At 67.0% G+C, this 23,164-nt stretch carries 19 protein-coding genes, 1 tRNA gene and 1 pseudogene; 11 read left to right on the forward strand and 10 right to left on the reverse strand.

The window, feature by feature from the left end; translation table 11 throughout:
- Positions 1–79: 79 nt before the first annotated feature.
- The 4 genes and pseudogenes from ACFQRE_RS05045 to ACFQRE_RS05060 all read left to right on the forward strand — a co-directional run.
- Positions 80–157 (forward strand): annotated as a pseudogene (locus ACFQRE_RS05045) (ATP-binding cassette domain-containing protein); the annotation flags it as partial.
- Positions 158–488: 331 nt separating this feature from the next.
- Positions 489–1,100 (forward strand): dihydrofolate reductase family protein, encoded by a 612-nt coding sequence (locus ACFQRE_RS05050; RefSeq protein ID WP_380119582.1) that lies wholly within the window; start codon positions 489–491, stop codon positions 1,098–1,100.
- Complete coding sequence (locus tag ACFQRE_RS05055; RefSeq protein WP_380119584.1) at positions 1,100–1,480, forward strand: nitroreductase family deazaflavin-dependent oxidoreductase; 381 nt, start codon at positions 1,100–1,102, stop codon at positions 1,478–1,480. The genes ACFQRE_RS05050 and ACFQRE_RS05055 overlap by 1 nt, the downstream gene beginning before the upstream one ends.
- Positions 1,481–1,559: 79 nt before the next feature.
- The gene (locus ACFQRE_RS05060; protein WP_380119586.1) at positions 1,560–3,107 is read left to right on the forward strand and encodes a DHA2 family efflux MFS transporter permease subunit; all 1,548 of its coding nucleotides are present in this window, start codon (positions 1,560–1,562) and stop codon (positions 3,105–3,107) included.
- Positions 3,108–3,238: 131 nt separating this feature from the next.
- On the opposite strand, the gene ACFQRE_RS05065 is transcribed toward ACFQRE_RS05060, so the two are convergent.
- The 7 genes from ACFQRE_RS05065 to ACFQRE_RS05095 form a co-directional block, all read right to left on the reverse strand.
- Positions 3,239–4,108: an IclR family transcriptional regulator gene (locus ACFQRE_RS05065; RefSeq protein WP_380119588.1), complete on the reverse strand. Its 870-nt coding sequence runs from the start codon at positions 4,106–4,108 to the stop codon at positions 3,239–3,241.
- 62 nt (positions 4,109–4,170) lie between these two features.
- On the reverse strand, positions 4,171–5,190 hold the full coding sequence (locus ACFQRE_RS05070; RefSeq protein WP_380119590.1) for a CobW family GTP-binding protein: 1,020 nt from the start codon (positions 5,188–5,190) through the stop codon (positions 4,171–4,173).
- A 77-nt stretch (positions 5,191–5,267) separates the two neighbouring features.
- Positions 5,268–6,653, reverse strand: coding sequence for a UbiD family decarboxylase (locus ACFQRE_RS05075; RefSeq protein ID WP_380119592.1), 1,386 nt, complete (start codon positions 6,651–6,653; stop codon positions 5,268–5,270).
- Positions 6,650–7,258: a UbiX family flavin prenyltransferase gene (locus tag ACFQRE_RS05080; RefSeq protein WP_380119594.1), complete on the reverse strand. Its 609-nt coding sequence runs from the start codon at positions 7,256–7,258 to the stop codon at positions 6,650–6,652. Before ACFQRE_RS05080 ends, ACFQRE_RS05075 begins: the two co-directional genes overlap by 4 nt.
- Before the next feature lie 87 nt (positions 7,259–7,345).
- Entirely contained in the window at positions 7,346–8,818 is a 1,473-nt protein-coding gene (locus tag ACFQRE_RS05085; RefSeq protein WP_380119596.1) for a nucleobase:cation symporter-2 family protein, read from the reverse strand.
- A gap of 207 nt (positions 8,819–9,025) precedes the next feature.
- On the reverse strand, positions 9,026–10,528 hold the full coding sequence (locus tag ACFQRE_RS05090) for a nucleobase:cation symporter-2 family protein (protein ID WP_380119598.1): 1,503 nt from the start codon (positions 10,526–10,528) through the stop codon (positions 9,026–9,028).
- Between the two features lie 73 nt (positions 10,529–10,601).
- Positions 10,602–12,008, reverse strand: coding sequence for an amidohydrolase family protein (locus ACFQRE_RS05095; RefSeq protein WP_380119600.1), 1,407 nt, complete (start codon positions 12,006–12,008; stop codon positions 10,602–10,604).
- 482 nt (positions 12,009–12,490) lie between these two features.
- Here ACFQRE_RS05095 and ACFQRE_RS05100 point away from each other — a divergent pair, with 482 nt between their 5' ends.
- Positions 12,491–13,507 (forward strand): amidohydrolase family protein, encoded by a 1,017-nt coding sequence (locus ACFQRE_RS05100; protein ID WP_380119602.1) that lies wholly within the window; start codon positions 12,491–12,493, stop codon positions 13,505–13,507.
- Positions 13,508–13,556: 49 nt separating this feature from the next.
- On the opposite strand, the gene ACFQRE_RS05105 is transcribed toward ACFQRE_RS05100, so the two are convergent.
- Both ACFQRE_RS05105 and ACFQRE_RS05110 read right to left on the reverse strand, forming a co-directional pair.
- Positions 13,557–14,285, reverse strand: coding sequence for a GntR family transcriptional regulator (locus ACFQRE_RS05105; RefSeq protein ID WP_380119604.1), 729 nt, complete (start codon positions 14,283–14,285; stop codon positions 13,557–13,559).
- The gene (locus ACFQRE_RS05110; protein WP_380119606.1) at positions 14,282–15,334 is read right to left on the reverse strand and encodes a LacI family DNA-binding transcriptional regulator; all 1,053 of its coding nucleotides are present in this window, start codon (positions 15,332–15,334) and stop codon (positions 14,282–14,284) included. Before ACFQRE_RS05110 ends, ACFQRE_RS05105 begins: the two co-directional genes overlap by 4 nt.
- Before the next feature lie 159 nt (positions 15,335–15,493).
- Here ACFQRE_RS05110 and ACFQRE_RS05115 point away from each other — a divergent pair, with 159 nt between their 5' ends.
- Genes ACFQRE_RS05115 through ACFQRE_RS05135 form a run of 5 tightly spaced genes read left to right on the forward strand, consistent with a single transcriptional unit; the run spans position 15,494 to position 21,589 of the window.
- Positions 15,494–17,902: a molybdopterin cofactor-binding domain-containing protein gene (locus tag ACFQRE_RS05115; RefSeq protein ID WP_380119608.1), complete on the forward strand. Its 2,409-nt coding sequence runs from the start codon at positions 15,494–15,496 to the stop codon at positions 17,900–17,902.
- Between the two features lie 55 nt (positions 17,903–17,957).
- On the forward strand, positions 17,958–18,827 hold the full coding sequence (locus ACFQRE_RS05120) for an FAD binding domain-containing protein (RefSeq protein ID WP_380119610.1): 870 nt from the start codon (positions 17,958–17,960) through the stop codon (positions 18,825–18,827).
- 3 nt (positions 18,828–18,830) lie between these two features.
- A complete protein-coding gene (locus tag ACFQRE_RS05125) occupies positions 18,831–19,313 on the forward strand; it encodes a (2Fe-2S)-binding protein (protein ID WP_380119612.1) in 483 nt (160 codons plus the stop codon).
- A 45-nt stretch (positions 19,314–19,358) separates the two neighbouring features.
- The gene (locus ACFQRE_RS05130) at positions 19,359–20,510 is read left to right on the forward strand and encodes an XdhC family protein (protein ID WP_380119614.1); all 1,152 of its coding nucleotides are present in this window, start codon (positions 19,359–19,361) and stop codon (positions 20,508–20,510) included.
- Positions 20,507–21,589: an EamA family transporter gene (locus tag ACFQRE_RS05135; protein ID WP_380119616.1), complete on the forward strand. Its 1,083-nt coding sequence runs from the start codon at positions 20,507–20,509 to the stop codon at positions 21,587–21,589. The genes ACFQRE_RS05130 and ACFQRE_RS05135 overlap by 4 nt, the downstream gene beginning before the upstream one ends.
- Positions 21,590–21,664: 75 nt before the next feature.
- Here ACFQRE_RS05135 and ACFQRE_RS05140 read toward each other — a convergent pair.
- Positions 21,665–21,741, reverse strand: a tRNA-Phe gene (locus tag ACFQRE_RS05140).
- Positions 21,742–22,123: 382 nt separating this feature from the next.
- On the opposite strand from ACFQRE_RS05140, the gene ACFQRE_RS05145 reads away from it, so the two are divergent.
- On the forward strand, positions 22,124–23,122 hold the full coding sequence (locus tag ACFQRE_RS05145; RefSeq protein ID WP_380119618.1) for an ABC transporter substrate-binding protein: 999 nt from the start codon (positions 22,124–22,126) through the stop codon (positions 23,120–23,122).
- Positions 23,123–23,164: the final 42 nt, after the last annotated feature.

Consider the following 23,164-nt stretch of genomic DNA (forward strand, 5'->3'; position numbering starts at 1 on the left):
GTCCGGGTGAACCCCAGCAGAACTCCTGAGCCTGGCTCCGGCTCTTCTGCACACAACCTTCACAGGTTGATCTCCCGCTGGGAAGGTGACCGGCTTCCTCGGCCCGAACGGCGCGGGCAAGTCGACGACGATGCGGATGGTGCTCGGTCTCGATCGGCACCTCACGATCACTCCCGTGACCGACAGGTTGTTGGGCGAACTGGTGCCGACCCTGGTCGAGGCCGCCGACGCCGTCCGGGGACAGGCACTGCCGAGCCCGGAAGCGTTGTCTCACACCGGCATACCCGAACCTGTTGCTCTTGCGGACGGTGCCAGAGCGGGAGGCGACCTCGACCTCACACGGTCCTGTCGCTCATAAAGGCACTGCCACGCAAGGACTCGGCGAAGCTGCTCTCGGCCTTCCTCCACCCCGCGACTGACCCGCAGGGCCTTCCATCCCAGTGGTGCCTGCGAGAGGATCGAGGGAACCTTTCGCCGAAGGACATCTCATGCAGAGCGTCATGGTCGACTTCATCATCAGTCTCGACGGCTACGCCTCAGCGAAAGGGTGGCCGGGCCTCTGGGGGGTGGACAGTCCGGAGTACCTCGCATGGCTCGGCTCCCAGACCGGTGACCCCTACACCTACCTGATGGGTGCGACGACCTATCGCCTCATGTCGGGGTTCGCCGAGCAGGTGGGTGACGACCCGGGCTTCGCGCACCTGGCTGCGACGCCGAAGGTCGTCTTCTCCTCCTCCCTCGAAGAACCGCTCCCATGGACGAACTCGCAGCTCGTCGCGACGGATGTCGTGGATTGGGTGCGCGCGGCCAAGGAGACCGCTGACCGGCCGATGCACACCCTGGGAAGCCTTTCGGTATGCCGTGCGCTCATCTCTGCGGGACTGGTGGACCGTTTCCGGGTCGTCATCTTCCCGTTCATCACGGGGGCCACGGGTCAGGAGCGAATCTTCGACGGCTACCCCGACCTGGGGCTCGAACTGGTCGAGCACCAGACGTTCGCGCCCGGGCTGCAGCTGCTCGAATATGTCCCCACGATCCTCGACGGTCCGCCGGCCGGAGGCATCACCGGCCCTGAGACGCAACCCGAATCGAGCTCGTGATGAACGGTCCTCCTCCCGGAGCCAAGGCCTTCAACAAGCTGGCGGTGCAGGTGGCTGGGCGACGACATGTGCCGGTGTGGGCGGTGGTGCTTCACCGAGGCCGCAAGAGTGGCAAGGAGTACTCGACGCCCGTTGCCGTGCTGACCACTTCGGACGCGTTCATCATCGGGCTGCCCTGGGGCAAGGGCACCGACTGGGTGCGCAACCTTCGCGCTGCCGGCGGCGGAACCGTGCACTGGCAGGGTCGGGACGAGAGGGTCACGGATCCGGAGTTCGTGGGTGCCGACGTGGCGCTCGCCGCTGCTCCGGCCGTGTTGCGACCGGCACTGAAACGCCTCCCCGGCGGCGGTGACTTCCTCCGGCTGCACCGCTCCCGCTGAGTGTCACCGCCCGGGCGTAGTGTGCCGCTCGTCAGGCTGCCGAGGTGGCCGCCGCAGCACGTCGCGCGAGGAGATCCGGATGACCGTGAACGATCAGGTGGCAACGTCCGGAACGCCAGCCGTGGAGCGCAGCCCGTGGCCGGCGCTGTGGGCGATGGTGCTCGGCTTCTTCATGATCCTCGTCGACACGACGATCGTGTCGGTGGCGACGCCGGCGATCATGGAGGGCCTCGACACCGACGTCAACGGTGTCGTCTGGGTGACGAGCGCCTACCTGCTCGCGTATGCCGTCCCGCTGCTCATCACCGGGCGGCTCGGTGACCGGTTCGGGCCCAAGAACCTCTATCTCATCGGCCTCGCCGTGTTCACGCTCGCGTCCTTGTGGTGCGGGCTGACGGACTCGATCGGCGGACTCGTGGCTGCTCGTATCGTGCAGGGGCTCGGTGCCTCGATGCTGACGCCGCAGACGATGGCCGTCATCACGCGGACTTTCCCGGCGGCCTCTCGTGGGAGTGCGATGGCGCTGTGGGGAGCCACCGCGGGCGTGGCGATTCTCGTTGGCCCGGTCCTCGGTGGGGTGCTCACGGACGGGCCCGGCTGGGAGTGGATCTTCTTCATCAACGTCCCCGTCGGCATCGTCGGTCTGGTGCTAGCTTGGCGCCTCGTGCCTCGCCTCGAGACCCACTCGCACAGCTTCGACTGGCTCGGTGTGGGCCTGTCGGCAGTCGGCATGTTCCTGCTCGTGTTCGGCGTGCAGGAGGGGGAGACCTACGACTGGGGGACCATCACCGGCGTGATCTCGGTGCCGCTGCTCATCGGCGCCGGCCTCATCATGCTCGCGGTCTTCCTGTGGTGGCAGCGCCGCAACACCAGCGAACCCCTGCTGCCTCTCGGGCTGTTCGCCGACCGCAACTTCTCACTCGCCAACGTCGCGATCACCACGATCGGGTTCGCCTTCACCGCAATGGGTTTCCCGCTCATGCTCTTTGCCCAGGTCGTGCTGGGCTTCAGCCCAACACGGGCCGCGCTGCTCCTCGTGCCGATGGCGATCGTCTCCATCGTTCTGGCTCCACTGGTCGGCAAGCTCACCGACCGCATGCACCCGCGTCAGCTCGTCGGCTTCGGCGTCGCGACCTCGTCGGTGAGCCTGTTCTGGCTGAGCCGCATCATGACGCCCGACACGGCGACGTGGCAGCTGCTCCTGCCCATGACCCTCATGGGTGTGGGCAGCGCGTGCATGTGGGCGCCACTTGGTGCGACGGCCACACGCAACCTGCCCCTCCGGGCCGCCGGTGCAGGGGCTGGTGTCTACAACACGACACGTCAGGTTGGCGCTGTCTTCGGCAGCGCGGCGATCGCGGCGCTCATGGAGAACCGTTTGGCCGCGCACCTGCCCGGCATGCCCGAGGGTGGCGGGCTCCAGGGAGCTGGAGCGAAGCTGCCTCCGCAGTTCGCCGACGGGTTCGGGCAGGCGATGTCCCAGGCGATCGTCCTGCCGGCTGCGGTCCTGCTCATCGGTGTGGTCGCGGCCGTGCTCTTCGAGCGCCCGAGCCACCAGGGCGCCGGGGCCACCGCGGCGACCGGGGCGACCGGGGCGCCCGCGGCAACCAGGGCGACCGCCGAGTAGGCACCGGCGGCAACGACGAAACCGCAGGTGCGCCTCACGGCATACCTGCGGTTTCGTCTGTGTCCTGTGGTGGCCAGGGACGGGGTCGAACCGTCGACCTTCCGGTTTTCAGTCAGACGCACACTCACGGGTCAGGGCGCACTCATCGGCGCCCGTCCCATCTCTCGTCCAGCATCATTCACGACCCGATCGCAAGGCTCGCGGATGTGGGCGGACGAGAAGCAGTCGCTGCGTACGCGGCCGTCAGCGCGTGATTCACCGCGAGGAGAACCGCGCTGAAACTCGTCGCAGATTCGGTCTGCCGCCAGTTGCAGCAACGCCGCCGCCCGAGCGATCACCTCGTCAGTCATGCGGATGACGGGCGCCGACACGGACAAGGCCATGAGAAAGGGTGCTCCGGAAAACGCCACGGCCACGGATCGAACCCCCAGCTCCTGCTCGCCGTCCTCCATAGCAAATCCGTGCTCGCGGGTCCCGTCCAGCTCGGCGAGGAAGGCGTCAACGGTCGTGAGGGTCGACGTCGTATGCGGTGGCATGCCCGTGCGAGCGAGAAGCGCCTGTACTTCGACGGTGGTTCGCTTGGCCAAGATGGCTTTGCCAGCGGCCGTTGCGTGGGGTCGGGCCCGCGTTCCGATGTCGGTGAACATGCGCATGGAGTGGCTGGCATGTTGCACCTGCGCGGTGTAGAGGACGGCGTCGCCATCCAGTGTGGCCAAGGCGACTGACTCACCCAGGGCCTGGGCGACATCGAACATGTGGGGACGTGCCCAGATGGCGATGCGCTCCGCCGTGGCCTCGCCCAGCGGGATCAGCTGCGGCCCGAGGGAGTACATCCGGGAGCGCTCCTGCCGCAGGTAACCCAGGTCCACAAGGGTTCGCGAAAGTCGATGAACCGTGGGTGGCGGCAGGCCCATCACCAGACTGAGTTGTGACAGTGCGATCGTGCCACCCGCATCGGCGATCGCTTCGAGGATCCCAAAGGCACGCTCGAGCGAGCGCACGCTGGACGCGCGGGGGGTTGGCTCCGGTGAGGGCACCACAGACGAGATGGGCTGCGGCACCGTCACGTCTGCAGCTGGCACGCCGGATCCCGCTCGACCGCGACACACGAGCGCAGGCCCGCCGTGAGCGTCTCTCTCTCGAGGTCACGCCCGATGAAGACCATTTTGCTCGTCCGCGGCTCCAGCCCCCACGGGGTGCTGGCGCGGACGTCGAACATGCGGTGGATGCCCTGCACGACATGCCGTAGGTCGTCTCCGCTCACCGCGACCATGCCCTTCAGGCGGTACAGGTCATCGCCGTGCTGCGCCACGAAGGATGACAGCCATGCCTGCAAGGCATCTTGGTCAACGTCGCCTGCCATCTCGACCCCGACTGACATCAGCGCGGGATCGTGTTGGTGGTCGGTGTCCTCCAGCCAGTTCGGCTGGTCCGCCATCGTCCGGGTGAGGTCGAAGGCGCCGATCCCGAGAATCTGCGACACATCGATGTCCGCGTAGGTCGACGTGATCATCTCTGCCGTCGCATTGATGCCACGCACCCTGTCCCGGAGCGCCGCCAGTTCGCCGTCGGTCACCAGGTCGACCTTGTTGATCACGATGCGGTCGGCGAAGGCGATCTGGTCAAACGCCTGCGCGCTGACTCCGTCGTCGCCCTTCTCGTCGAGATGAGCCCCGATGTGCTTGGCGTCGATCAGGGTGACGATGGCGTCAAGGGTGAAGTGCTTGGCCACCTCGTCGTCGACGAAGAACGTCTGAGCAACGGGGTTGGGGTCCGCCAGCCCGCTCGTCTCGATCAGGATCCGGTCGAACTTCTCCCGCCGCTCACTGAGCGACTGGAGGATCTCGATCAGGTCCGTGCGGGCTGTGCAGCACAGGCAGCAGCCGTTGCTCATCTCGACGATCTTCTCCTCGCCGCCGAGCACCAAGGCGTTGTCGATGGGGATCTCGCCGAACTCGTTCTCGATGACCGCAATGCGGTGCCCATGGTCTGCGGTCAGAATGTGATTCACGAGGGTCGTCTTGCCAGAACCGAGGAATCCGGTCAGGACTGTCACGGGGGTCTTCTCGTCGTGGGTGCTCATGTTCTTCCTTCGGGTTTGTGTTCGTGGTTGGTCGGTGCGGCTGGGGCATTGGTTCGCGTACCGCCGTCGTGACTTCGCTACTCGCGTCTCAGCCCGAGCAGCTGGCGGGCTGCGGCGCGCGAGTCCTCGGAGACGACGATCCGCTGGCCGTCGAAGTCGGGACCCCGGGTGGCATCCAGGCCCATCCGGGAGGTGGTTCCGTCACTTCCGGAGGACGGGTCCAGCGGCGAGCCGGGGAGTCCGTCGACGGTGAAGAGGTCTCGGTGGGGCTGGAAGTGGGTGGCCAGCGCCCAGAGCACCTCCGCGTCGTTGGTCACGTCCACGTCGTCGTCCACCGCGAAGACGGTCTTGACGTAGGGGTCCCACCCAAGGAGCCCCAGCATGACCTGGCGCGCCTGACCCGGGCGCTTCTGACGCAGCGCCACATAGCAGTGGAAGTGGGTTCCGGAGGTGGGGTAGTGCAGGGCCGTCACGTCGGGAAAACGTGCCTTGATCTTCTCGGCCATCTCCGACTCGCGGGGGATGCGTGCCAGGTTGAGGTGCTCAGCGGTGTTCCCGCCCTCGACGTCGATGAGCAGCGGCTCTCTGCGCCGCAGAATGGTGTCCACGTGCATCACGTTGTTGGTGGAGCGGTTCGAGGAGTAGCCGGAGAACTCTCCGAAGGGCCCCTCCTCTGCACGGGCCTCGGGGTCGATCGTGCCCTCGAGCACGAAGTCGGCCCAGGCCGGCACGCGGATCCCGTGCTTCGGCGTGCGCACCACCTCAAGCGGCTCACCGAGCAGGGCCCCCGCGATCTCCCGTTCGTCGACGTCGTACCCGACGCGTGCTGAAGCTGCCAGCATGAAGAGGGGATGTCCGCCGATGACCAACGCGGTGGGCATGGGCTTGCCCCGGTCGCCGTACTTGTTGAGCATCCGCCACAGGTCGCCGCGCGAGTGCAGGCTGGTTGCCAGCTCGGTGGGGGAGTGGATCATCGAGCGGTGGTAGCTCATGTTGCCGACGCCGGTGTCCGGGTCCTCGGCGATGAGGATGGCGCTGGTGATGTATGGCGCCCGGTCCGAGGCGAAGTGCCGCAGCATCGGCAGGGTGCGCAGGTCGACGTCGTCGCCGGAATCGACCACCTCGCAGATGGGGCCGTCGTCGACCTCCCGCATGGGCAGCGGGATGGCCGATCGCTGCTGGTAGGTCTCGTGCAGGCGGTCCTGGGTGACCCCCAGCATCCGAGCGATCCGATCGCGAGATGCAAAGAGGTTGCTGACCACCGGCACGTCGAGCCCGTCCACCTTGCGACACAGCAGCATCTCGTTGCGGCCGGTGGCGGTCAGCTCGTAGATCAGGCCGGTGACGCCTTCATCGGCCAGGACGACGTCCTCGACCACGACGACGTCGTCGGGATGTTCGGTGACGTAAGCCTCGACGAAGACGTGGGGATCCTGTCGTGATGCCAGCTGGGGATAGGTCACAGCAGTGCTCCTTGGGCGGGTTGGTCGGATTCCGCGAGGCCTTGCCAGCGGGGGTAGAGATCGTGCTCGATGGCGAACTGGTCGAGAACCTTGCCGGTCAGGTGCGCCAGCAGGTCGTCGATGGATTGGGGCCTCTGGTAGAACGCGGGCATGGGTGGCAGGACGGTGGCGCCGGCCTCCGTGACCGCCACCATGTTCCTCAAATGCACGAGGCTCAGCGGCGTCTCGCGTGCGACCAGCACCAGGGGTCTGCGCTCCTTCAGACAGACGTCGGCTGCCCTCGTCAGCAGGTCGTCGCTGTAGCCGTGCGCGATGCCCGCCAGCGTCTTCATCGAGCAGGGCACCACGGCCATACCCATGGTCCTGAAGGACCCGGACGCGATGCTCGCTGCGATGTCCCCACGAGGATGGAAGACGTCAGCCAGAGCCGCGACCTCGGCAAGGCGCAGGCCGGTCTCGATCTCTATCGTGCGGACTGCCGCGCGGGAGATGACGAGGTGGGTCTCGACCGTGCCCAGCTGTCGCAGGGACCTGAGCAGGTGGATGCCCAGGTGAGGGGCGCTCGCTCCGGTGATCCCGACGACCAGGTGTTGGGCACTGGGCATGGAGTCCCTCGTCAGACTCGGGGGACTCAGGTGATGGGTGGACATGTCTGCCTTTCCAGCTGTTCCGTCACAGCGGAGGGGTGTGGCTCAACGTGAGAGGTGGTCTGCAGAACCTTCGAGTGGGTCCCGGGGGGTCGGCTCACTGCTCGGCCCCCGGGCCTCGCCGGAGATCTGGCCGGAGATCTGGCCAGGGATTTGGCCGGGCGGCACTGGCTGCGCCTTGCGGCCCAGTTCGTGGAACAGGAGGTTGAGCAGAATGGCAAGGATGGTCCCGGTGGCGACGCCACTCTTGAAGAACATCCGCGTGATCTCAGGCATCTGGACATAGAAGCTCGGGGCTACCGATGGGATGAGCCCGACGCTCAACCCGAGCATGACGATCAGAAGGTTGCTCGACCTGCTGTAGTCGACCTTCGACAGAAGTTGTATTCCGGCAACGGCCAGGGCGGAGAAGGTCGCGACTGCGGCAGCTCCCACCACCGGGGCAGGAATCGCCGCCATGACCCGCCCCACAGGCTGCACGACACCAAGGGCGATGAGGATGAGACCACCGGCTGCCACCGGGAACCGGCTGCGGACCCCGGTCAGCGCGATGAGGCCGATGTTCTGGCCGAACGTGGTGTAGACGAAGCCGCTGAAGACACCGCTGGCGGCAGTGAGCAAGCCGTCCACTCGCAGCAGTCGGGTGATGTCGTTCGGAGTGATCTTCTTGTCCAACAGCTCGCCCACAGCAAGGCCCTGCCCGGCCCCCTCGACCATCAGGACGAAGACGATGATGAGGAACAGCAGGATGGATGGGATGTGGAACTGCAACGCTCCGAAATGGAAGGGGGCGATCATCGAGAAGACGGGACCGTTGCCGACCTCACTCAGGGTGCCGAGGCCCATGACCCATCCCACGATGGCGCCGATGACGATGGCCAGCAGGATGGACAGCTGGCCCAGGAAGCCCCGGAGCACGCGATAGAACACGGCCATCAGAGCCAACGTGAACGCTCCGAGACCGATCTTGTCCAGATCGCCATACCCGGGGGCTGCGGGGTCTGGCCCTGCGATGAGGCGCAGCCCGACGGGGATGAGGGTCAGCCCGATCAGCATGATCACCGTGCCCGTGACGACCGCCGGGAACAACCGCAGCAGCCTGCTGAAGTACGGAGCAGCCAGTATCCAGATGACTCCAGAGACCAGCAGTGAGCCGTAGACGGTGCCCAGTCCGTGACTCTGACCCACCAGGACCATGGGAACGATGCCGTTGGATGCCGCTCCGACGACCAGTGGCATCCGGATGCCGAACTTCCAGAGGCCAAGCGCCTGGAGCAGTGTCCCGATCCCCGCCAGCACCAGGTCGATGCTGACGAGGGCGGCGACTTCATTCCCTGTGAGTCCGAGCCCGGCGCCCACCACGATGGGGACGACCACGACACCCGCGTACATCACGAGGACGTGCTGGAGGCCGAGAATCGTCGTTCGCCCCAAGGGCAGACGCTCGTCGACGGCTGCGATCCCGGATTCGGACGGCGATTCGGACGGCGGCCCTTCGGGCCGGATCTGCTGAACCATGCTCTCACTCACCTCGTAGGCAGGCCGCTGGGCGCCGGTCTCCGGGGTCAGGGCCACACAACGGTGATGACCGGTTTGGCCCTGGCCCCGGCCGTCCGAAGACGGACCGGTGGGCCCCCGGCCGCGCGGTCGTGACCGCTGCACCTACGGGGCGATGGTGTTCTCGCTACGCTGTTCTCACATATTGCATGTAATCCTGCACGTGAGTCAAGGTTGGTTCGTTTTCGCCTTGGCGGTGTCGGCCGCCTTGCTCCTCGGGGTCCCGACTGTCGACTCCCTCTCGGCGGTCAGGTCCCGCTCGTCTGTTGCGCGGGCCAGGTCCTGACCTCGTGCCGGGTTACCCGGGTCAAGGGGTGCCACGCCGGTGGCACCGCCCGACGGGCTGGCCGGGTGCTGGTCCCGGTTGCGGTTGAGGATCCAGTTGAGCACGATGGCGCAGATCCCACCGGCAGCGATGCCGCTGCCGAGGATGGTCTGCACCGACTGGGGCAGGTTCTGGTAGATCTGCGGGGCTCCGGTTGGCATCATGCCGAACCCGAAGGCCACCGCGACCACCATGATGTTGCGAGGGTTGCTCAGGTCAGCCTGAGCAGCGATCTTCAGGCCAACCACGCCGACCGTCCCGAACATGATGAGGGTGACGCCACCGAGCACCGGACCTGGCAGCGCCGCGATGACCGCGCCGAGCTTCGGCAGGAGGCCCATGAGCACCAGGAAGACTCCGGCTATGGCGACCACGAACCGGCTGAAGATCTTTGTGATGCTCACGACGCCCACGTTGTTGCTGAACGTCACGATCGGAAAGGTGTTGAAGACCCCGGCCAGGGCGGCGGAGGCTCCGTCCGCACGCAGAGCCCCGGCGATGGTGCGCTCATCGATCTTCTTGCCCGTGATGTCGCCGATCGCCAGGACGTGGCCCGTGGTCTCGACCATGTTGACGGCCTGCACGACGAGCATCGGCACGATGGCCGCGATCGCGAAGGTCGGCAGGCCGAAGCTGAACGGCGTCACGATGCCGAAGGCCTCCGCTGCGCCGGCGCTGGAGAAGTCCGTCATCCCGAGCGGAAAGGCAACCAGCGTGCCCAGCACCAAACCGGTGAGGATGCCTATGCGCCGCAGTGCTGGTGGCGCCATACGTTCGATGACCAGCACGATGACGATGGTGAGCGCGGCGAGGAGCAGCCGCTTCGGAGAGGCATAGCTCTCCGCAGTCGGGTCGCTGCCAGCGATGAGGTTCGACGTCGAAGGCAGAAGCGAGAAACCGATGATGGCGATGATGGTGCCGGTCACCAGCGGCGGAAAGAACCGCAACAGCTTGCTGAAATAGGGAGCCGCCAGCCACGCCAGGAGACCGGCCACGATGGTGGCGCCGAACACTGCGGGGAGGCCGCCCTGGCCTCCGACGATGATGGCGGGGGTGATGCCGGTGAAGGTGGACCCCATAATCAGCGGGAGACGGGCTCCGATGTTGAAGATGCCCAGGGTTTGCAGCAGCGTCGCCACTCCACCGATGAAGACGTTGGCGGTGATGAGCGTGGCGATCTGTTGCTGGGGTAGCCCTATCCCCAAGCCGATCAGAAGAGGGCAGGTGACCATGCCCGAGTAGGCGATGAGGACGTGCTGGAGGCCCAGGGGGGCCAGCAGACGCAGTGGGGGAAGGGCGTCGACAGGATGGACCTGCGTACTTCGTTGGCGTGCGAGAGAGAACATTGTTCCTCCAAGGGGCGGATGGCCGTTCGCCGAGCGACGAGCGGGGAGAGCCGAGCTGGGGCGGTGCCGCTTGTCAGCGGATCCAGGGCGTCAGCAGGTCGCCCATGCCTGCGCGGGTCAGCAGACGATTGGCCTGCTCCTGCGCATCGCTCATCACGGTGTTTTCGTCGATGCGCAGGCAACGGCCGTCGGTGTAGACGATCTCGCCGCCGATGATGGTCGTGTGCACGTCCGAGCCCCTGGCCGAGTAGACGAGGGTGCTGACGACGCGGTGCAGGGGACGAAGGTGCGGTTGATCGAGGTCCACCACGACGATGTCCGCCAGCCGCCCGGCCTCGAGCACGCCGGCGTCCACGCCTGCGTAGCGCGCACCCTCGCGGGTCGCGAGCTCCAGTGCTTGCTCAGCGCGAGCCGCTGCCGGGTCGAGCGTGGCCAGCCGCTGGGCGAAGATCGACTGCTTCATGCACTCGAACATGTCTTGGCGGTGCCCGCAGCTGGGACCGTCCGTGCCCAGCGAGACTGGCACTCCGCGTTCGCGGAGCTCGCCCAGCTGGAGGGTGCCCGACGCCAGGTAGGCGTTGGAGGTCGGGTTGTGGGCGATCCCGGCACCGGCATCGGCGATCTGCTCGATCTCCTTGGCGTCCAGCCAGATCGCGTGCGCCAGCGTGGCACGGTCGTCGAGCAGCCCTTCCTCTGCAAGCCACTGCACCGGGCGGGTGCCGTAGGCCTCGAGGTAGCTCTCCGGGTCCTTCTGGCCCTCACAGCAATGGGTGTGCCATCGCGTGCCCAGCTCGCGCGCGAGCTCGACACACCCTCGGACAAGGTCCCGGTCCACGTACGTCAAGTTCAGGGGGGCGGGCCAGATCTCCACCTTTGACCCGGGAGGGCGGTGCTGGATCGCTTCACGCGTCATGGCCAGCTCGTCCTTGAGGCTGTAGCGGAACAGCTCATCCGGCTGGCCCCGACGGGCCGCGATCTGAGTGCGCTCTCCGACGACGCCTCGTGCGACGGCCCCTCGCAGGCCCACCTCTTCCAGGACGTCGGCCACTGCGAGCGTGGTCTCCAGATCGCTAGGCGCGTAATGGTTGTCGATCACGGTGGTGATCCCCGTCCGCACCGCCTCCGCCGAACCGAGACGGACGCCGGCAAGGGCCTCCTCGCCCGTGATGGCGATCGAGTAGGGCCACATGAACTCGCACAGCCACGGCACGATCGACATGCCCTCACCCAGACCGCGAGCCAGGGCCTGGTACAGGTGGTTGTGCCCGTCGATGAACCCGGGCAGCACTGCCTTGCCACCGCAGTCGATGACCGTGTCGGCGTGCCAGCCGGTCATCTCGTCATCGGGTCCGACGGCGACGATGCGATCGCCCGACACAGCCACGGACCCCCGCAGGTGCACCTCGCGGTCGTCGTTCACCGTGACGACGGTGCCACCGGTGAGCAGCAGGTCGCAGCGCAGCAAGCTCTGGTCAGTCATCGTGCCAACACCTCCCGGACGGCAGAGCCGTCCCTCTCGTTACGGACTTGATCTCCCGACCCGAGACCTGCGGTCAGGACGCCGAACGGTTGAACCCTGGAGGGGGAGGTCACCGGCGATGCGGGACAGCGTCATCGACCGAGAGTCGACGATGACTGCCTGCAAGCGACATGTAATCTTGAAGTCGCACCCCGTGTCAAGAGTCCCCGTGTCTGCGGACCGTGAAACAGGTTGCGAGGGTCGCGACGGTCCGGAGCGGCGCATCTTTGGAATAGTTGCATGTAATTGCTTGACAGAAGCGGCCAGCGAATGCTGGAATCGATCCGGTCGACCTACCTGAGCCGCTCTTCTGCAGCGAGCTCTGGTCGACCACAAGCCGCAGTGACGACAACTAGTCGCTGCGGTGCCGCTCCCAATGCGGCGGCCCGAAGGTGCGGTTGGAACGCGGCCGGGGTGTCTCAGCAGACCCTGGAGGAGTTCCCGTGATCATCGACACTCACGTCCATCCGACCAACCTCGTCGACGAGGCCTGGCGCCACACCGGCACCCCGTTCACCGGCGAACGAACGCTGGAGATGATGGACGGGCCCTTCTACATCAACGGCAAGCCGCGGCGCGTCGACGTGTCCTGCATCATGCCGCCGCCGGGCAACACCGCATGGCGCGAGGGCAATCGCAGCGGCCGAGAGGGGATCCGGGACTACCAGGCGTACGTCTCGTCTCTCGTGCAGCAGTACCCGGACCGGTTCGTGGGTCAGTTCATCTACAATCCGCGGTTCGGGCCTGAGAACGGCGCGGCGGAGCTCGAGTTCCACGTCAAGGAGTACGGCTACAAGATGCTGAAGCTCCACGCGAACATGCACTCGTACCGGCCCGACCGGGCACTCGACTGGCTCCGGCCCGCGATGCGGAAGTGCGAGGAGCTCGGCGTCACGGTGCTCATCCACACCGGAGACGGCCCGTACTCCATCCCCACGCAGTTCTACCCGATCATCCGGGAGTTCCCGAACGTCAACTTCATCTTGGGGCACTTCGGTATCCAGACTGGCGGGGTCTACTGCTTCGAGGCGTTCTGGATGATCCAGGATTCCCCCAACGTGCTGGGTGAGTCGGGCTGGCTCCTGCAGTCGCGCATCGTGGAGTTCGCCAAGGAGATGAAGAAGAGCAAGCTGGTCTTCGGCACTGACTCGCCGCCGAACGAGCCGGGCATGTGGGCGCGTGAGCTGGAAGTGCTGTGTCACGAGCCGCCGCAGGGGCTGAACCTCTCCGAGGACGACCTCGAGGGCTACCTGGGCAACAACATGGCCAAGCTGCTCGGCCTGCAGCCCACACCTCCGCCCAAGGACAAGGCGGAGGCCCAGGCCTACCTTCGAGGTGAGATCCCGCAGGCCTCCGCGGTGAACTCGCACGCCGACCACTACTCCGACTACACGCCGGAATCGTGGGCTGACGACGCGTCACCGGCGGAGCTCGAAGCTCGTGAGGGCGCGGCTGTCTGAGGTCGGCGTCTTGCCTTGAGGCTGCGGATCCCGTCTGGGATTCGCAGCCTCAGCTCAATGCCGACGTGCCGGACCTTCGCCGCCGTGGCGGGATCGCAGCTTCTCGCAGCGTGGCCTGGGACAGTCGGATCCGAAGCCTGGCTATGTGCTGCCGGGCCGCGGTCTCAGCGAGCGCAGGGTCGCCGGTCACCATGGCGTCCACGATGCGGCAGTGCTCGTCCAGCGCGAGGCGTGGTGCATCGGCACTGCGCCACAAGGAGTGCAGGGCGAAGTGCGACCTGCCCACGATGGGTTCCAGAGCACCGGTCAGGTGAGTGTTGCCCGCAAGGTCCCGAAGCGTGCGGTGAAACAGGGTGTCGAGGTGCACGTGCGCGGCGATGTCGGTCTCGGCTGCGAGCACCTCCTCGTGGTCGGTCAGGATGCCCCGCAGGAGGGTGAGGCCGTCCACGTCCAGGTTCTCGGTAGCCAGGCGAGCCGCCAGTCCCTCCAGCAGCTCACGCACGACGTACAGCTCACGCAGGTCGTCGATGTCCACGCGGCTGACCTCCGCGCCGCGGTTGGGGACATGGGTGGCCAGGCCGTCGTAGATGAGTCGCTGGACCGCTTCTCGCACAGGGCTGCGGCTCACGCCCAGCTGGCGGGCAAGCTCCGGGACGCTCAGAGCCGTGCCGGGGGGGAGGCGGTTTGCCAAGATGGCTACCTTGACCGCCTCGTAGGTGCGTTCCCCGATGAACCCTCCCGGTGGCAGCGGATCCAAGGGGCGTTGCTGCTGAGTCACGGTGAACCTTTTGTTGCGAGAGTCGGGGGTCGCGGGGTGTCGTCGGTACAGCCACAGCTGTGGCGGACCGTCAGCTCGACCTCGAGCACGACGTCCGGCTGGCGCTGCCCGCTCCGTTGCACTTCCTTGAGGGTTGCGACCGCCTGTTGGCCGAAATCCTCGAATGGATGCCCCACGGTGCTCAAGGTCGGCCAGCTGTGGGCGGACTCGTCGGTGCCGCCGAAGCCCATCACCGCAAGGTCTTCCGGCACCTTCACACCGATCTCCTGTGCCACGCTCAGCAGGTCCAGGGCCAGGCCGTCAGCGGTCGCCATCACAGCCTGCGGCCGATCCGACCGTTGAAGCCACTTCTTCACCTGCTTTCGGGTGGAGTGTCGGTCCAAGCCGGTGCGGAGCATGATCGAGCTGTCCAGGCCCGCCCGTTGCAGTGCGGCGGCACAGCCGCGCGCACGGTCTGCCACCGGTCCTGACCGCGCGGTGCCGGTGAGGCAGGCAATACGCCGGTATCCGTGCCACATGAGGTGTTCCGCCGCCAGCGCACCTCCTCGGTGGTTGGCGAGCACGACGGAGGTGGCGTCGGCGCCGCGTGGCGCGCTGTGGTTGAGGTAGACCAGGGGCACCGCGAGTCCAGCACCCATTCCCAGGACCAGACGTCGACTCTCCACCTCGGACTCGATGAGCAGGAGGCCGTCGACCTGCATGCCCGCGAGCGACTCCGCATATCGGCGCTCCATCGTGCGGGAGAAGCCGGAGTTGCCCAACAGCACGAGAGAACCGTCGGCAAAGGCGGCTCGCTCCACGGCGTGGATGAGCTCGGTGAAGAACGCTTGGGTGCTGTCGGGAACGACAAGCCCGATGGTGTTGCTGCGCGAGGAACGCAGGGCACGAGCCACCAGGTTGGGTCGATATCCGAGTTCCACCACGGCCGCCTCGACACGCGCACGCGTCGCGGCCGCCACAGGCCGCGGCCCGTCGTTGAGCACATAGCTGACGACAGCCGACGAGGTGCCGGCGCGACGTGCGACATCGTTGCGGGTCACCCTCTGCACGTCGTCACCCTATCGCGGGCGGGCAGACTCTTGACAGGCGGGGTCTACACGTGTTGAGTGACTCTACTCGTGTAGATCTTCAAAGGAGCCAACGATGCGCATGTCGATCACCGGATCGCCCGAACGGCGCCGAACCGTCTCGCCGGTGGGAGTCTCGTCGTGACGCTCACACAGTCGGCCGAAACCCGATCGGCACAGGGCGTGGGCACGAACGCGGCCCGCCCCGACGGCAGGCTCAAGGTCACCGGGCAGTTCGCCTACTCCTCGGACATATCTGTCGAGGGAACGGTCTTCGCCACCACGGTGCGGAGTCCGCACGCCGCGGCTCGCATCCTCTCGATGGACACCACGCGCGCGCTCGCTCTCCCAGGGGTCCATGCAGTGCTCACGCATGAGGACGTTCCCGGGGCAAAGACCTACGGCATGAAGGTCGCGGACCAGCCCGTTCTTGCGATCGACGAGGTGCGCTACCAGGGCGAGGCCGTCGCCCTGGTCGCGGCTGACGACCCGGAGACCGCTCGTCAGGCGGCGAAGCTCGTCGAGATCAGGTATGAGCTGCTGGCTCCTGTGACTGATCCGGAGACCGCGCTCGAGAACGACGTCCGCGCCGTCCACCAAGGCAGCATCGAGTACTCGCCGCTCGAGCCGACGATCACGGAGGAAGAGGTCTTCGACTACGACACCTCTCAGGTACGTGTGCACGGAAACCTCGTGCGGCACGTCAAGATCCGGCACGGTGACATGGCACGGGCTCGTGAGTTGGCCGAGGTCGTCGTCGTGGGGGACTACGAGGTCGGAATGCAGGACCAGGCCTTCCTGGGTCCGGAGTCCGGTCTTGCCATCCCCGCCGATGACGGCGGGGTGGAGCTGTACGTCTCATCCCAGTGGTTGCACAAGGACCTGGAGCAGCTGGCGCCCTGCCTGGGTCTTCCTCCCGACAAGGTGCGGCTCACGCTGGCCGGGGTGGGTGGTGCCTTTGGTGGGCGCGAGGACCTCTCGGTGCATGTGCACGCGTGCATGCTCGCGCTTCACCTGGGCAAGCCCGTGCGGATGGTCTACAACCGGTACGAGTCCTTCTTCGGTCACGTCCATCGCCATCCTGCCCGGATGCGGTACGAGCACGGCGCCACGAAGGACGGGCAACTCGTGTACGTCAAGGCACGACTGCTGCTCGACGGCGGCGCCTACACCTCCACCTCTCCCGTGGTGATCGCCAACGCCTCCTACTTCGTGGCGGGTGCCTACGAGGTACCTCACGCTGAGATCGACGGCTTCGCCGTGTTCACCAACAACCCACCGTGCGGCGCGATGCGGGGGTTCGGTGCCGTCCAGTCCGCGTATGGCTGCGAGTCCAACATGGACAAGCTCGCCCGAGCGCTGGGCATGGACCCGCTCCACCTGCGTCTGAAGAACGCCATGACCACGGGGACCGTGCTTCCGACCGGCCAGGCCGTCGACGGCCCCGCGGCGGTGCGGGAACTGCTGGAGAACCTTCGGGACAGGCCCATGCCACCCATGGCAGATGGCGCGCGCGACCTGCTGGACCTGCCCGGGGGAGTGGCGAACACCACCCACGGGGAAGGTGTGCGACGGGGTGTGGGGTATGCCGTGGGTGTCAAGGCGATCGGCTACTCCGGAGGAGTCGACGACATCTCGACCGCAAGGGTGAAGCTGTCGGTGGTGGCAGGCGAACCGTTCGTCGTGGTGCACACCGCCGCCGCCGAGTGCGGGCAGGGTGTCACCACGGTCCAGGCGCAGATCGCCAGCACCGAGCTGGGAGTCGCGCGGGTGGTGGTGGCGCCCGCCGACACCCAGGTGGGGGACGCCGGTTCAGCGTCCGCGTCACGGATGACGTGGATGTCCAGTGGGGCCGTCCAAGGTGCCTGCAGAGGCATCGCGCGTGAACTGCTGTTGCGCGCCGCACAGGCGGCCGGGCGGCCCGCGAGCACACTCGCGCTGTCGGACGACGGGGTGACGGACAACGCGACGGGCCAACGGGTCTGCGCCGTGGCTGACCTTGTCGGCGAGGGCAGCATCGAGCACGTCTTCGAGTACCACCACCGGCCAACGCAGAGCATCGACCCCGAGACCGGCCAGGGAGATGCGCACATCGCCTTCGCGTTCGCGGCGCATCGGGCCGTGGTCGACGTCGACGTCGACCTCGGCCTGGTCAAGGTGGTCGAGCTGGCCACCTCCCAGGACGTCGGGAAGGCCATGAACCCACTGGCCGTGGAAGGTCAGATTGAGGGGGGCAGTGCGCAGGGACTGGGCCTCGCGCTCATGGAGGAAATCCTGCTCGACGACCAGGGCAGGGTGCGCAATCCGTCCTTCACCGACTACCTGATCCCCACGATCCTCGACATCCCGCCGATGCCCATCACCCTGTTCGAGTTCCCACACCCGGACTCCCCCTACGGACTGAACGGCGTCGGTGAACCCCCGACGCTGTCCTCCACCCCGGCGATCCTCAACGCCCTGCGCGACGCAACCGGCCTCGAGCTGCCTCGCGTACCCGTTCGGCCCGAGCACTTCACGACCGAGCAGCCAACTGCGGACGTCCCATCGTGATCAAGGCCAAGACCGCTGCCGGGAACCCACCAACCAGCACCAACAGGAGACGATCATGGAGTTTCTTCGCCCACTGACCCTGGAGCGGGCCCTGCAGCTCAAGGCAGCTCACCCCGATGCGGTACCGGTCGCAGGCGGCACCGATGTGATGGTGGAGCTCAACTTCGACAAGGTGCGGCCACCCGCGCTACTGGATCTGGGCGGGGTCGCCGAGCTGTCCCAATGGACGATGGTCGACGGGCAGGTCCGCCTCGGCGCGGGCGCCCCGTACACCCGCGTGATCGCCGAACTTGGCCAGACTCTGCCCGGCCTGGCAATGGCCGCTCGCACCGTGGGCTCGCCGCAGATCCGGAACCGAGGCACGGTCGGTGGCAACCTCGGCGCGGCGTCACCGGCCGGAGACGCGCATCCGGCACTGCTGGCGGCCGACGCCGAGGTGGAAGCGGCCTCGGTGCGGGGAGTCAGGCGGATACCCATCACGGAGTTCTTCACCGGGGTCAAGCGCAATGCCTTGGCAGCGGACGAGCTGATCGCGGCCATCTGGATCACCCCTCCGTCTGGCCCGCAGCAGTTCTCCAAGATCGGCACGCGCAACGCGATGGTGATCTCCGTCGCTGCGTTCGGACTGGCGCTGCACCCGGCACATGAGGCAATCGGCACCGGCATCGGCTCTGCAGCCCCCACGCCCCGTCGCGCCACCCACGCCGAGAAGTTCCTGGCGGGGGAGCTCACGGCGCACAACCTGTGGCACTCCCGAGGTGCCCTACCTCCGAGCCTGACCGCCGCCTTTGGCGAACGCGTAGCCGACGCGGCGTCTCCCATCGACGACGTCCGAGGCACCGCGGCATACCGCTTGCATGCCTTGTCCGTGATGGCCCGCCGCACCCTTGTCTGGGCCTGGAACGACTACCAGAGAGCAGCCTGACTCATGCGAATCACCACTACTGTCAATGGAACCGAGCGCGAGATAGACGACGTGTGGGAGGGCGAAAGCCTCCTCTACATGCTGCGTGAACGTGTCGGACTGCCCGGGTCCAAGAACGCCTGTGAGCAGGGCGAGTGTGGCTCTTGCTCGGTCTACCTCGACGAGACCCTGGTCTGCTCCTGCCTTGTCGCGGCGGGCCAGGCACAGGGCCGGAAGGTCACCACGGTCGAGGGCCTGGCCACCGAGGAAGACCTCCACCCTGTCCAGCAGGCGTTCCTCGAAGCAGGTGCCGTCCAGTGCGGGTTCTGCACACCCGGCCTCATTGTCGCCACCCACGACCTACTCACCACGAACCCAGACCCGAGCGGCCCGGAGACTCGGGAGGCGCTCGCTGGCAACCTCTGCCGTTGCACGGGCTACGAGAAGATCCTCGACGCCGTGCGGCTCGCGGCCACCCGGATGGGCTCACAGGCAGCATCCGGCTGATGTTCGGTTCTCGAAACAGATACGACAACTGAGGAGGCGAGACAGGTGCGCGAGGTCCTCGACGACGTGGTGGGTTGGTGGGCGGTCGGCGAGCCGGTGGGCCTGGCCACGGTCGTGCGCACCAGCGGCTCCACCCCCCGCCAGCCGGGTGCGGTCATGGCCGTGCGGTCGGGTGCGGTCGGGCACGCCGTAGTGCGCGGCAGCGTCTCGGGGGGTTGTGTCGAGAGCGCCGTCTACGAGCTGACGCAACAGGTCGTGGCGACCGGTGACCCGGTGCTCCAGCAGTACGGTGTCGAGGACGAGGACGCCATGGCAGTGGGCCTGACGTGTGGTGGAGCCATCGAGGTCTATGTCGAACGAGTGGACCAGCGCAGCTTCCCCGAGCTGGGTGACGTGGCGGCCTCCGTGAGAGCCGGAAGTCCGGTGGCGATCGCGACGTGCGTCGCCGGCCCTCCGCACCGCAGGGGTCGACGGCTCACGGTGTGGCCCGACGACGTGCGCGGCTCTCTCGGCACCCGGCGGCTGGATGACGCTGCCACGGAGGATGTCCGGGGCTTCCTGGCGGCCGGCATCTCGGCCACACTCCACTACGGCGCTGACGGGGAGCGGCGAGGCGACGAGTTGACCCTGTTCATCACCTCTTTCACCCCACCGCCGAGGATGCTGATCTTCGGTGCCATCGACTTCGCAGCAGCGACTGCGCGGATGGGCGCCTTCCTTGGCTTCCACGTCACGGTCTGCGATGCACGTGGCGTCTTTGCCACGACTGAACGGTTCCCTGGCGCTCACGAGGTGGTCGTGGACTGGCCGCACCGATACCTACGCGGCGAGATCGATTCGGGCCTGGTCGACGCCCGCACCGTGGTCTGCGTACTGACCCATGACCCGAGATTCGACGTCCCCGTACTGGAGATCGCGCTGCGCGCCGACTTGGGTTATGTCGGGGCGATGGGCTCTCGTCGCACGCACGACGAGCGTCTCAAACGTCTGAGGGAGGTCGGCGTGACCGAGCCCGACCTCCGTCGTCTGCACTCTCCCATCGGGATGGACATCGGCGCTCGGACCCCCGAGGAGACTGCGGTCTCCATCGCCTCAGAGGTGATCGCGGCCCGTTGGGGTGGCACTGGTCGCCACCTGAGTGACAGCGAAGGACGCATCCACGCCGGCATACTGCCGCTGCAGGTCGTCCACACATGACGGTCACAACGACGTCGGTGTCCCGAGCGCTGAGGGCACCTGCCCGTCGTCATCGCCCCGTCGCTGGTCTGGTCGCCGCGTTGGTGGCTGCCGTGATGTTTGGGGTCAACGGCACCGTCAGCAAACTGGCTCTCGAGAACGGTCTGAGCTCGTTGCAGCTTGTCGAGATCCGTTCGGTGGGCTCCGCCGTCCTGCTGGTCGCCCTGATGGGCATGACGCGCCCGCGCGCGCTGCGGGTGACCCTGCGCGACCTCGGCTTCCTGCTGCCGGCGGGCGTGGTCGGGATCGGTCTGGTCCAGTGGCTCTACTTCGTGGCCATCGCTCGACTGCCGGTGGGCATCGCGCTGCTGGTGCAGTTCCTGGCCCCGGTCATCGTCGTGCTGTGGGTGCGTCTCGTGCGCCGCGAGCCGGTCCGCGCTCGACTGTGGGCCGCCCAAGGACTTGCCTTGTTGGGTCTCGCCGTCGTGGTCCAGGGGTGGCGCGGACTCACGTTGGACGGCGTCGGGTTGCTGGCCGCGCTGGGAGCCGCGGTTGCCTTGGCGGCCTACTACCTCACCGGGGAGAAGGCCGTGGCCGCGCGGGACGAGCTGAGCCTCGCCGCCTGGCTCTTCCTGGCGGCCGGAGTGTTCTGGTCCGTGCTCCTGCCATGGTGGACCTTTCCCTTCAGCGTCCTCGCCGAGCCGGTCGCGCTTCCCGGTCCGTTGAGTGGGACGGTAGGGCCCGTGTGGGCGCTCGTCGCATGGATCATCGTGCTTGGCACCGTGGCGCCATTCGCCCTGGTACTCACCGCCATCCGCGCCATGGGACCGGCCCGTAGCGGTCTGGTCGGTATGGCGGAACCGGTCGTGGCGGCCCTGTGCGCCTGGGCGGTCATGGGGGAGCTCCTGACGCTGGGACAGCTCGCCGGTGGCGCAGCCGTGCTGTGTGGCATCGCGCTGGCCGAGACCGCTCGTAGAGGCACACCAGCAGGAACGGCCACGCACAACGGAGCGTGGCTGGGCGACAACGGGACCATGAATGGCACCCGGGGAGAAAGGTCCTCGCATGACCCAGGAGCCGACGGTCAGTGGCGCCACTGACCGGCCGGACTCGAAAGGTCGTCTCACGAGAGAAGCCGCAGGTCAGAATGTCTCTGACCTGCGGCTTCGTCGTGGTGGTGGCCAGGGACGGGGTCGAACCGTCGACCTTCCGATTTTCAGTCGGACGCTCGTACCAACTGAGCTACCTGGCCGTGTCGCGACAGTAGTCCCACGGGCTGTCCTGGTCGAACGACAGCGCCAGGCCTCCCTGGCGCGACGGCAACTATAACCCAACCCCGTGAGGGCGCAGAAACGCCGTCGCAGGGGCGCCAGGACGGCTCGCGCCCGAGCGGGGTCATCCCGCCGAGGCGCAGCCAAGGCACCGACGACCAACGCCGGAGTGTCGCGGTGTGCGCGTGAACATGCGGCGTAGCCAGGCCGACCATCCATCTGGTGAGCGGCGCTCGGGTGAGCGCAAAAGAAGTCCTTGACAGGCGTGATGTTAACGCTCACACTCGTCTGCAACGTGACGACGATGTCACGGCGGCAACCTCGGTCGGCCGCTTGGGCGACGCCAACGACGGCGTCACACACATGGAGGCACCAGTGTTCAAGAAGTTCCTTCCGGTGGCCGCGAGCATCGCTCTCGCCGCCTCCCTCACGGCCTGCGGTTCCGACTCGGCCACGCCGGACAGCGCCGCCGCGGCCGGCGGCGGCGACGCGATCGTCATGGGCTTCGCCCAGGTCGGCGCTGAGTCCGGTTGGCGCACCGCCAACACCAAGTCCATCCAGGAGTCGGCCAAGGCCGCGGGTGTGACGCTCAAGTTCTCCGACGCGCAGCAGAAGCAGGAGAACCAGATCAAGGCGATCCGCAGCTACATCCAGCAGAAGGTCGACGTCATCGCCTTCAGCCCGGTGGTCGAGACCGGGTGGGACACCATCCTGCTCGAGGCCAAGCGCGCGAAGATCCCCGTCATCCTCACCGACCGCGCCGTCGACTCCGAGGACAAGACGCTCTACAAGACCTTCCTCGGCTCCGACTTCGTCCTCGAGGGCAAGAAGGCCGGCGAGTGGCTCGTGAAGGACTCCGCAAGCGCAGGTGCGGTCAATGTCGTCGAGCTGCAGGGAACCACGGGCGCCGCGCCCGCGATCGACCGCAAGGAGGGCTTCGCCGAGGCCATCAAGGCGAACCCGCAGATCAAGGTCGTCGCGTCGCAGACGGGCGACTTCACCCGGTCCGGTGGCAAGCAGGTCATGGAGGCGTTCCTCAAGTCGAACCCGGACATCGACGTCGTCTATGCGCACAACGACGACATGGGGCTCGGTGCGATCGAGGCCATTGAGGCTGCCGGCAAGGTGCCCGGCAGGGACATCAAGATCATCACGGTCGACGCGGTCAAGGACGGCATGCAGGCCCTGGCCGACGGCAAGATCAACTACATCGTCGAGTGCAGCCCGCTGCTGGGCGACCAGCTGATGGACCTCTCCAAGAAGGTGCTTGCCGGTGAGAGCGTGCCTGAGCGCGTGGTGACCGAGGAGGCTGCCTTCGACCAGGCGCAGGCGAAGGCCGCGCTGCCCACCCGCAAGTACTGAGCGCAGCCTCAGCCCCACCCGCGCCTCCTCCGTCGCGCGCAC

Origin of the sequence: Knoellia pratensis, assembly GCF_042666395.1 — a bacterium.
GTDB lineage: Bacteria > Actinomycetota > Actinomycetes > Actinomycetales > Dermatophilaceae > Knoellia > Knoellia pratensis.

Excerpts from the sequence above, each read along its gene's own strand:
- ACFQRE_RS05070 (WP_380119590.1), bottom strand. The coding sequence starts at position 5,190 with ATGAGCACCCACGACGAGAAGACCCCCGTGACAGTCCTGACCGGATTC.
- ACFQRE_RS05125 (WP_380119612.1), top strand. The coding sequence starts at position 18,831 with ATGCGAATCACCACTACTGTCAATGGAACCGAGCGCGAGATAGACGAC.
- ACFQRE_RS05095 (WP_380119600.1), bottom strand. The coding sequence starts at position 12,008 with ATGACTGACCAGAGCTTGCTGCGCTGCGACCTGCTGCTCACCGGTGGC.
- ACFQRE_RS05145 (WP_380119618.1), top strand. The coding sequence starts at position 22,124 with ATGGAGGCACCAGTGTTCAAGAAGTTCCTTCCGGTGGCCGCGAGCATC.
- ACFQRE_RS05080 (WP_380119594.1), bottom strand. The coding sequence starts at position 7,258 with ATGCCCAGTGCCCAACACCTGGTCGTCGGGATCACCGGAGCGAGCGCC.
- ACFQRE_RS05135 (WP_380119616.1), top strand. The coding sequence starts at position 20,507 with ATGACGGTCACAACGACGTCGGTGTCCCGAGCGCTGAGGGCACCTGCC.
- ACFQRE_RS05060 (WP_380119586.1), top strand. The coding sequence starts at position 1,560 with ATGACCGTGAACGATCAGGTGGCAACGTCCGGAACGCCAGCCGTGGAG.
- ACFQRE_RS05055 (WP_380119584.1), top strand. The coding sequence starts at position 1,100 with ATGAACGGTCCTCCTCCCGGAGCCAAGGCCTTCAACAAGCTGGCGGTG.
- ACFQRE_RS05085 (WP_380119596.1), bottom strand. The coding sequence starts at position 8,818 with ATGGTTCAGCAGATCCGGCCCGAAGGGCCGCCGTCCGAATCGCCGTCC.
- ACFQRE_RS05120 (WP_380119610.1), top strand. The coding sequence starts at position 17,958 with ATGGAGTTTCTTCGCCCACTGACCCTGGAGCGGGCCCTGCAGCTCAAG.
- ACFQRE_RS05050 (WP_380119582.1), top strand. The coding sequence starts at position 489 with ATGCAGAGCGTCATGGTCGACTTCATCATCAGTCTCGACGGCTACGCC.
- ACFQRE_RS05090 (WP_380119598.1), bottom strand. The coding sequence starts at position 10,528 with ATGTTCTCTCTCGCACGCCAACGAAGTACGCAGGTCCATCCTGTCGAC.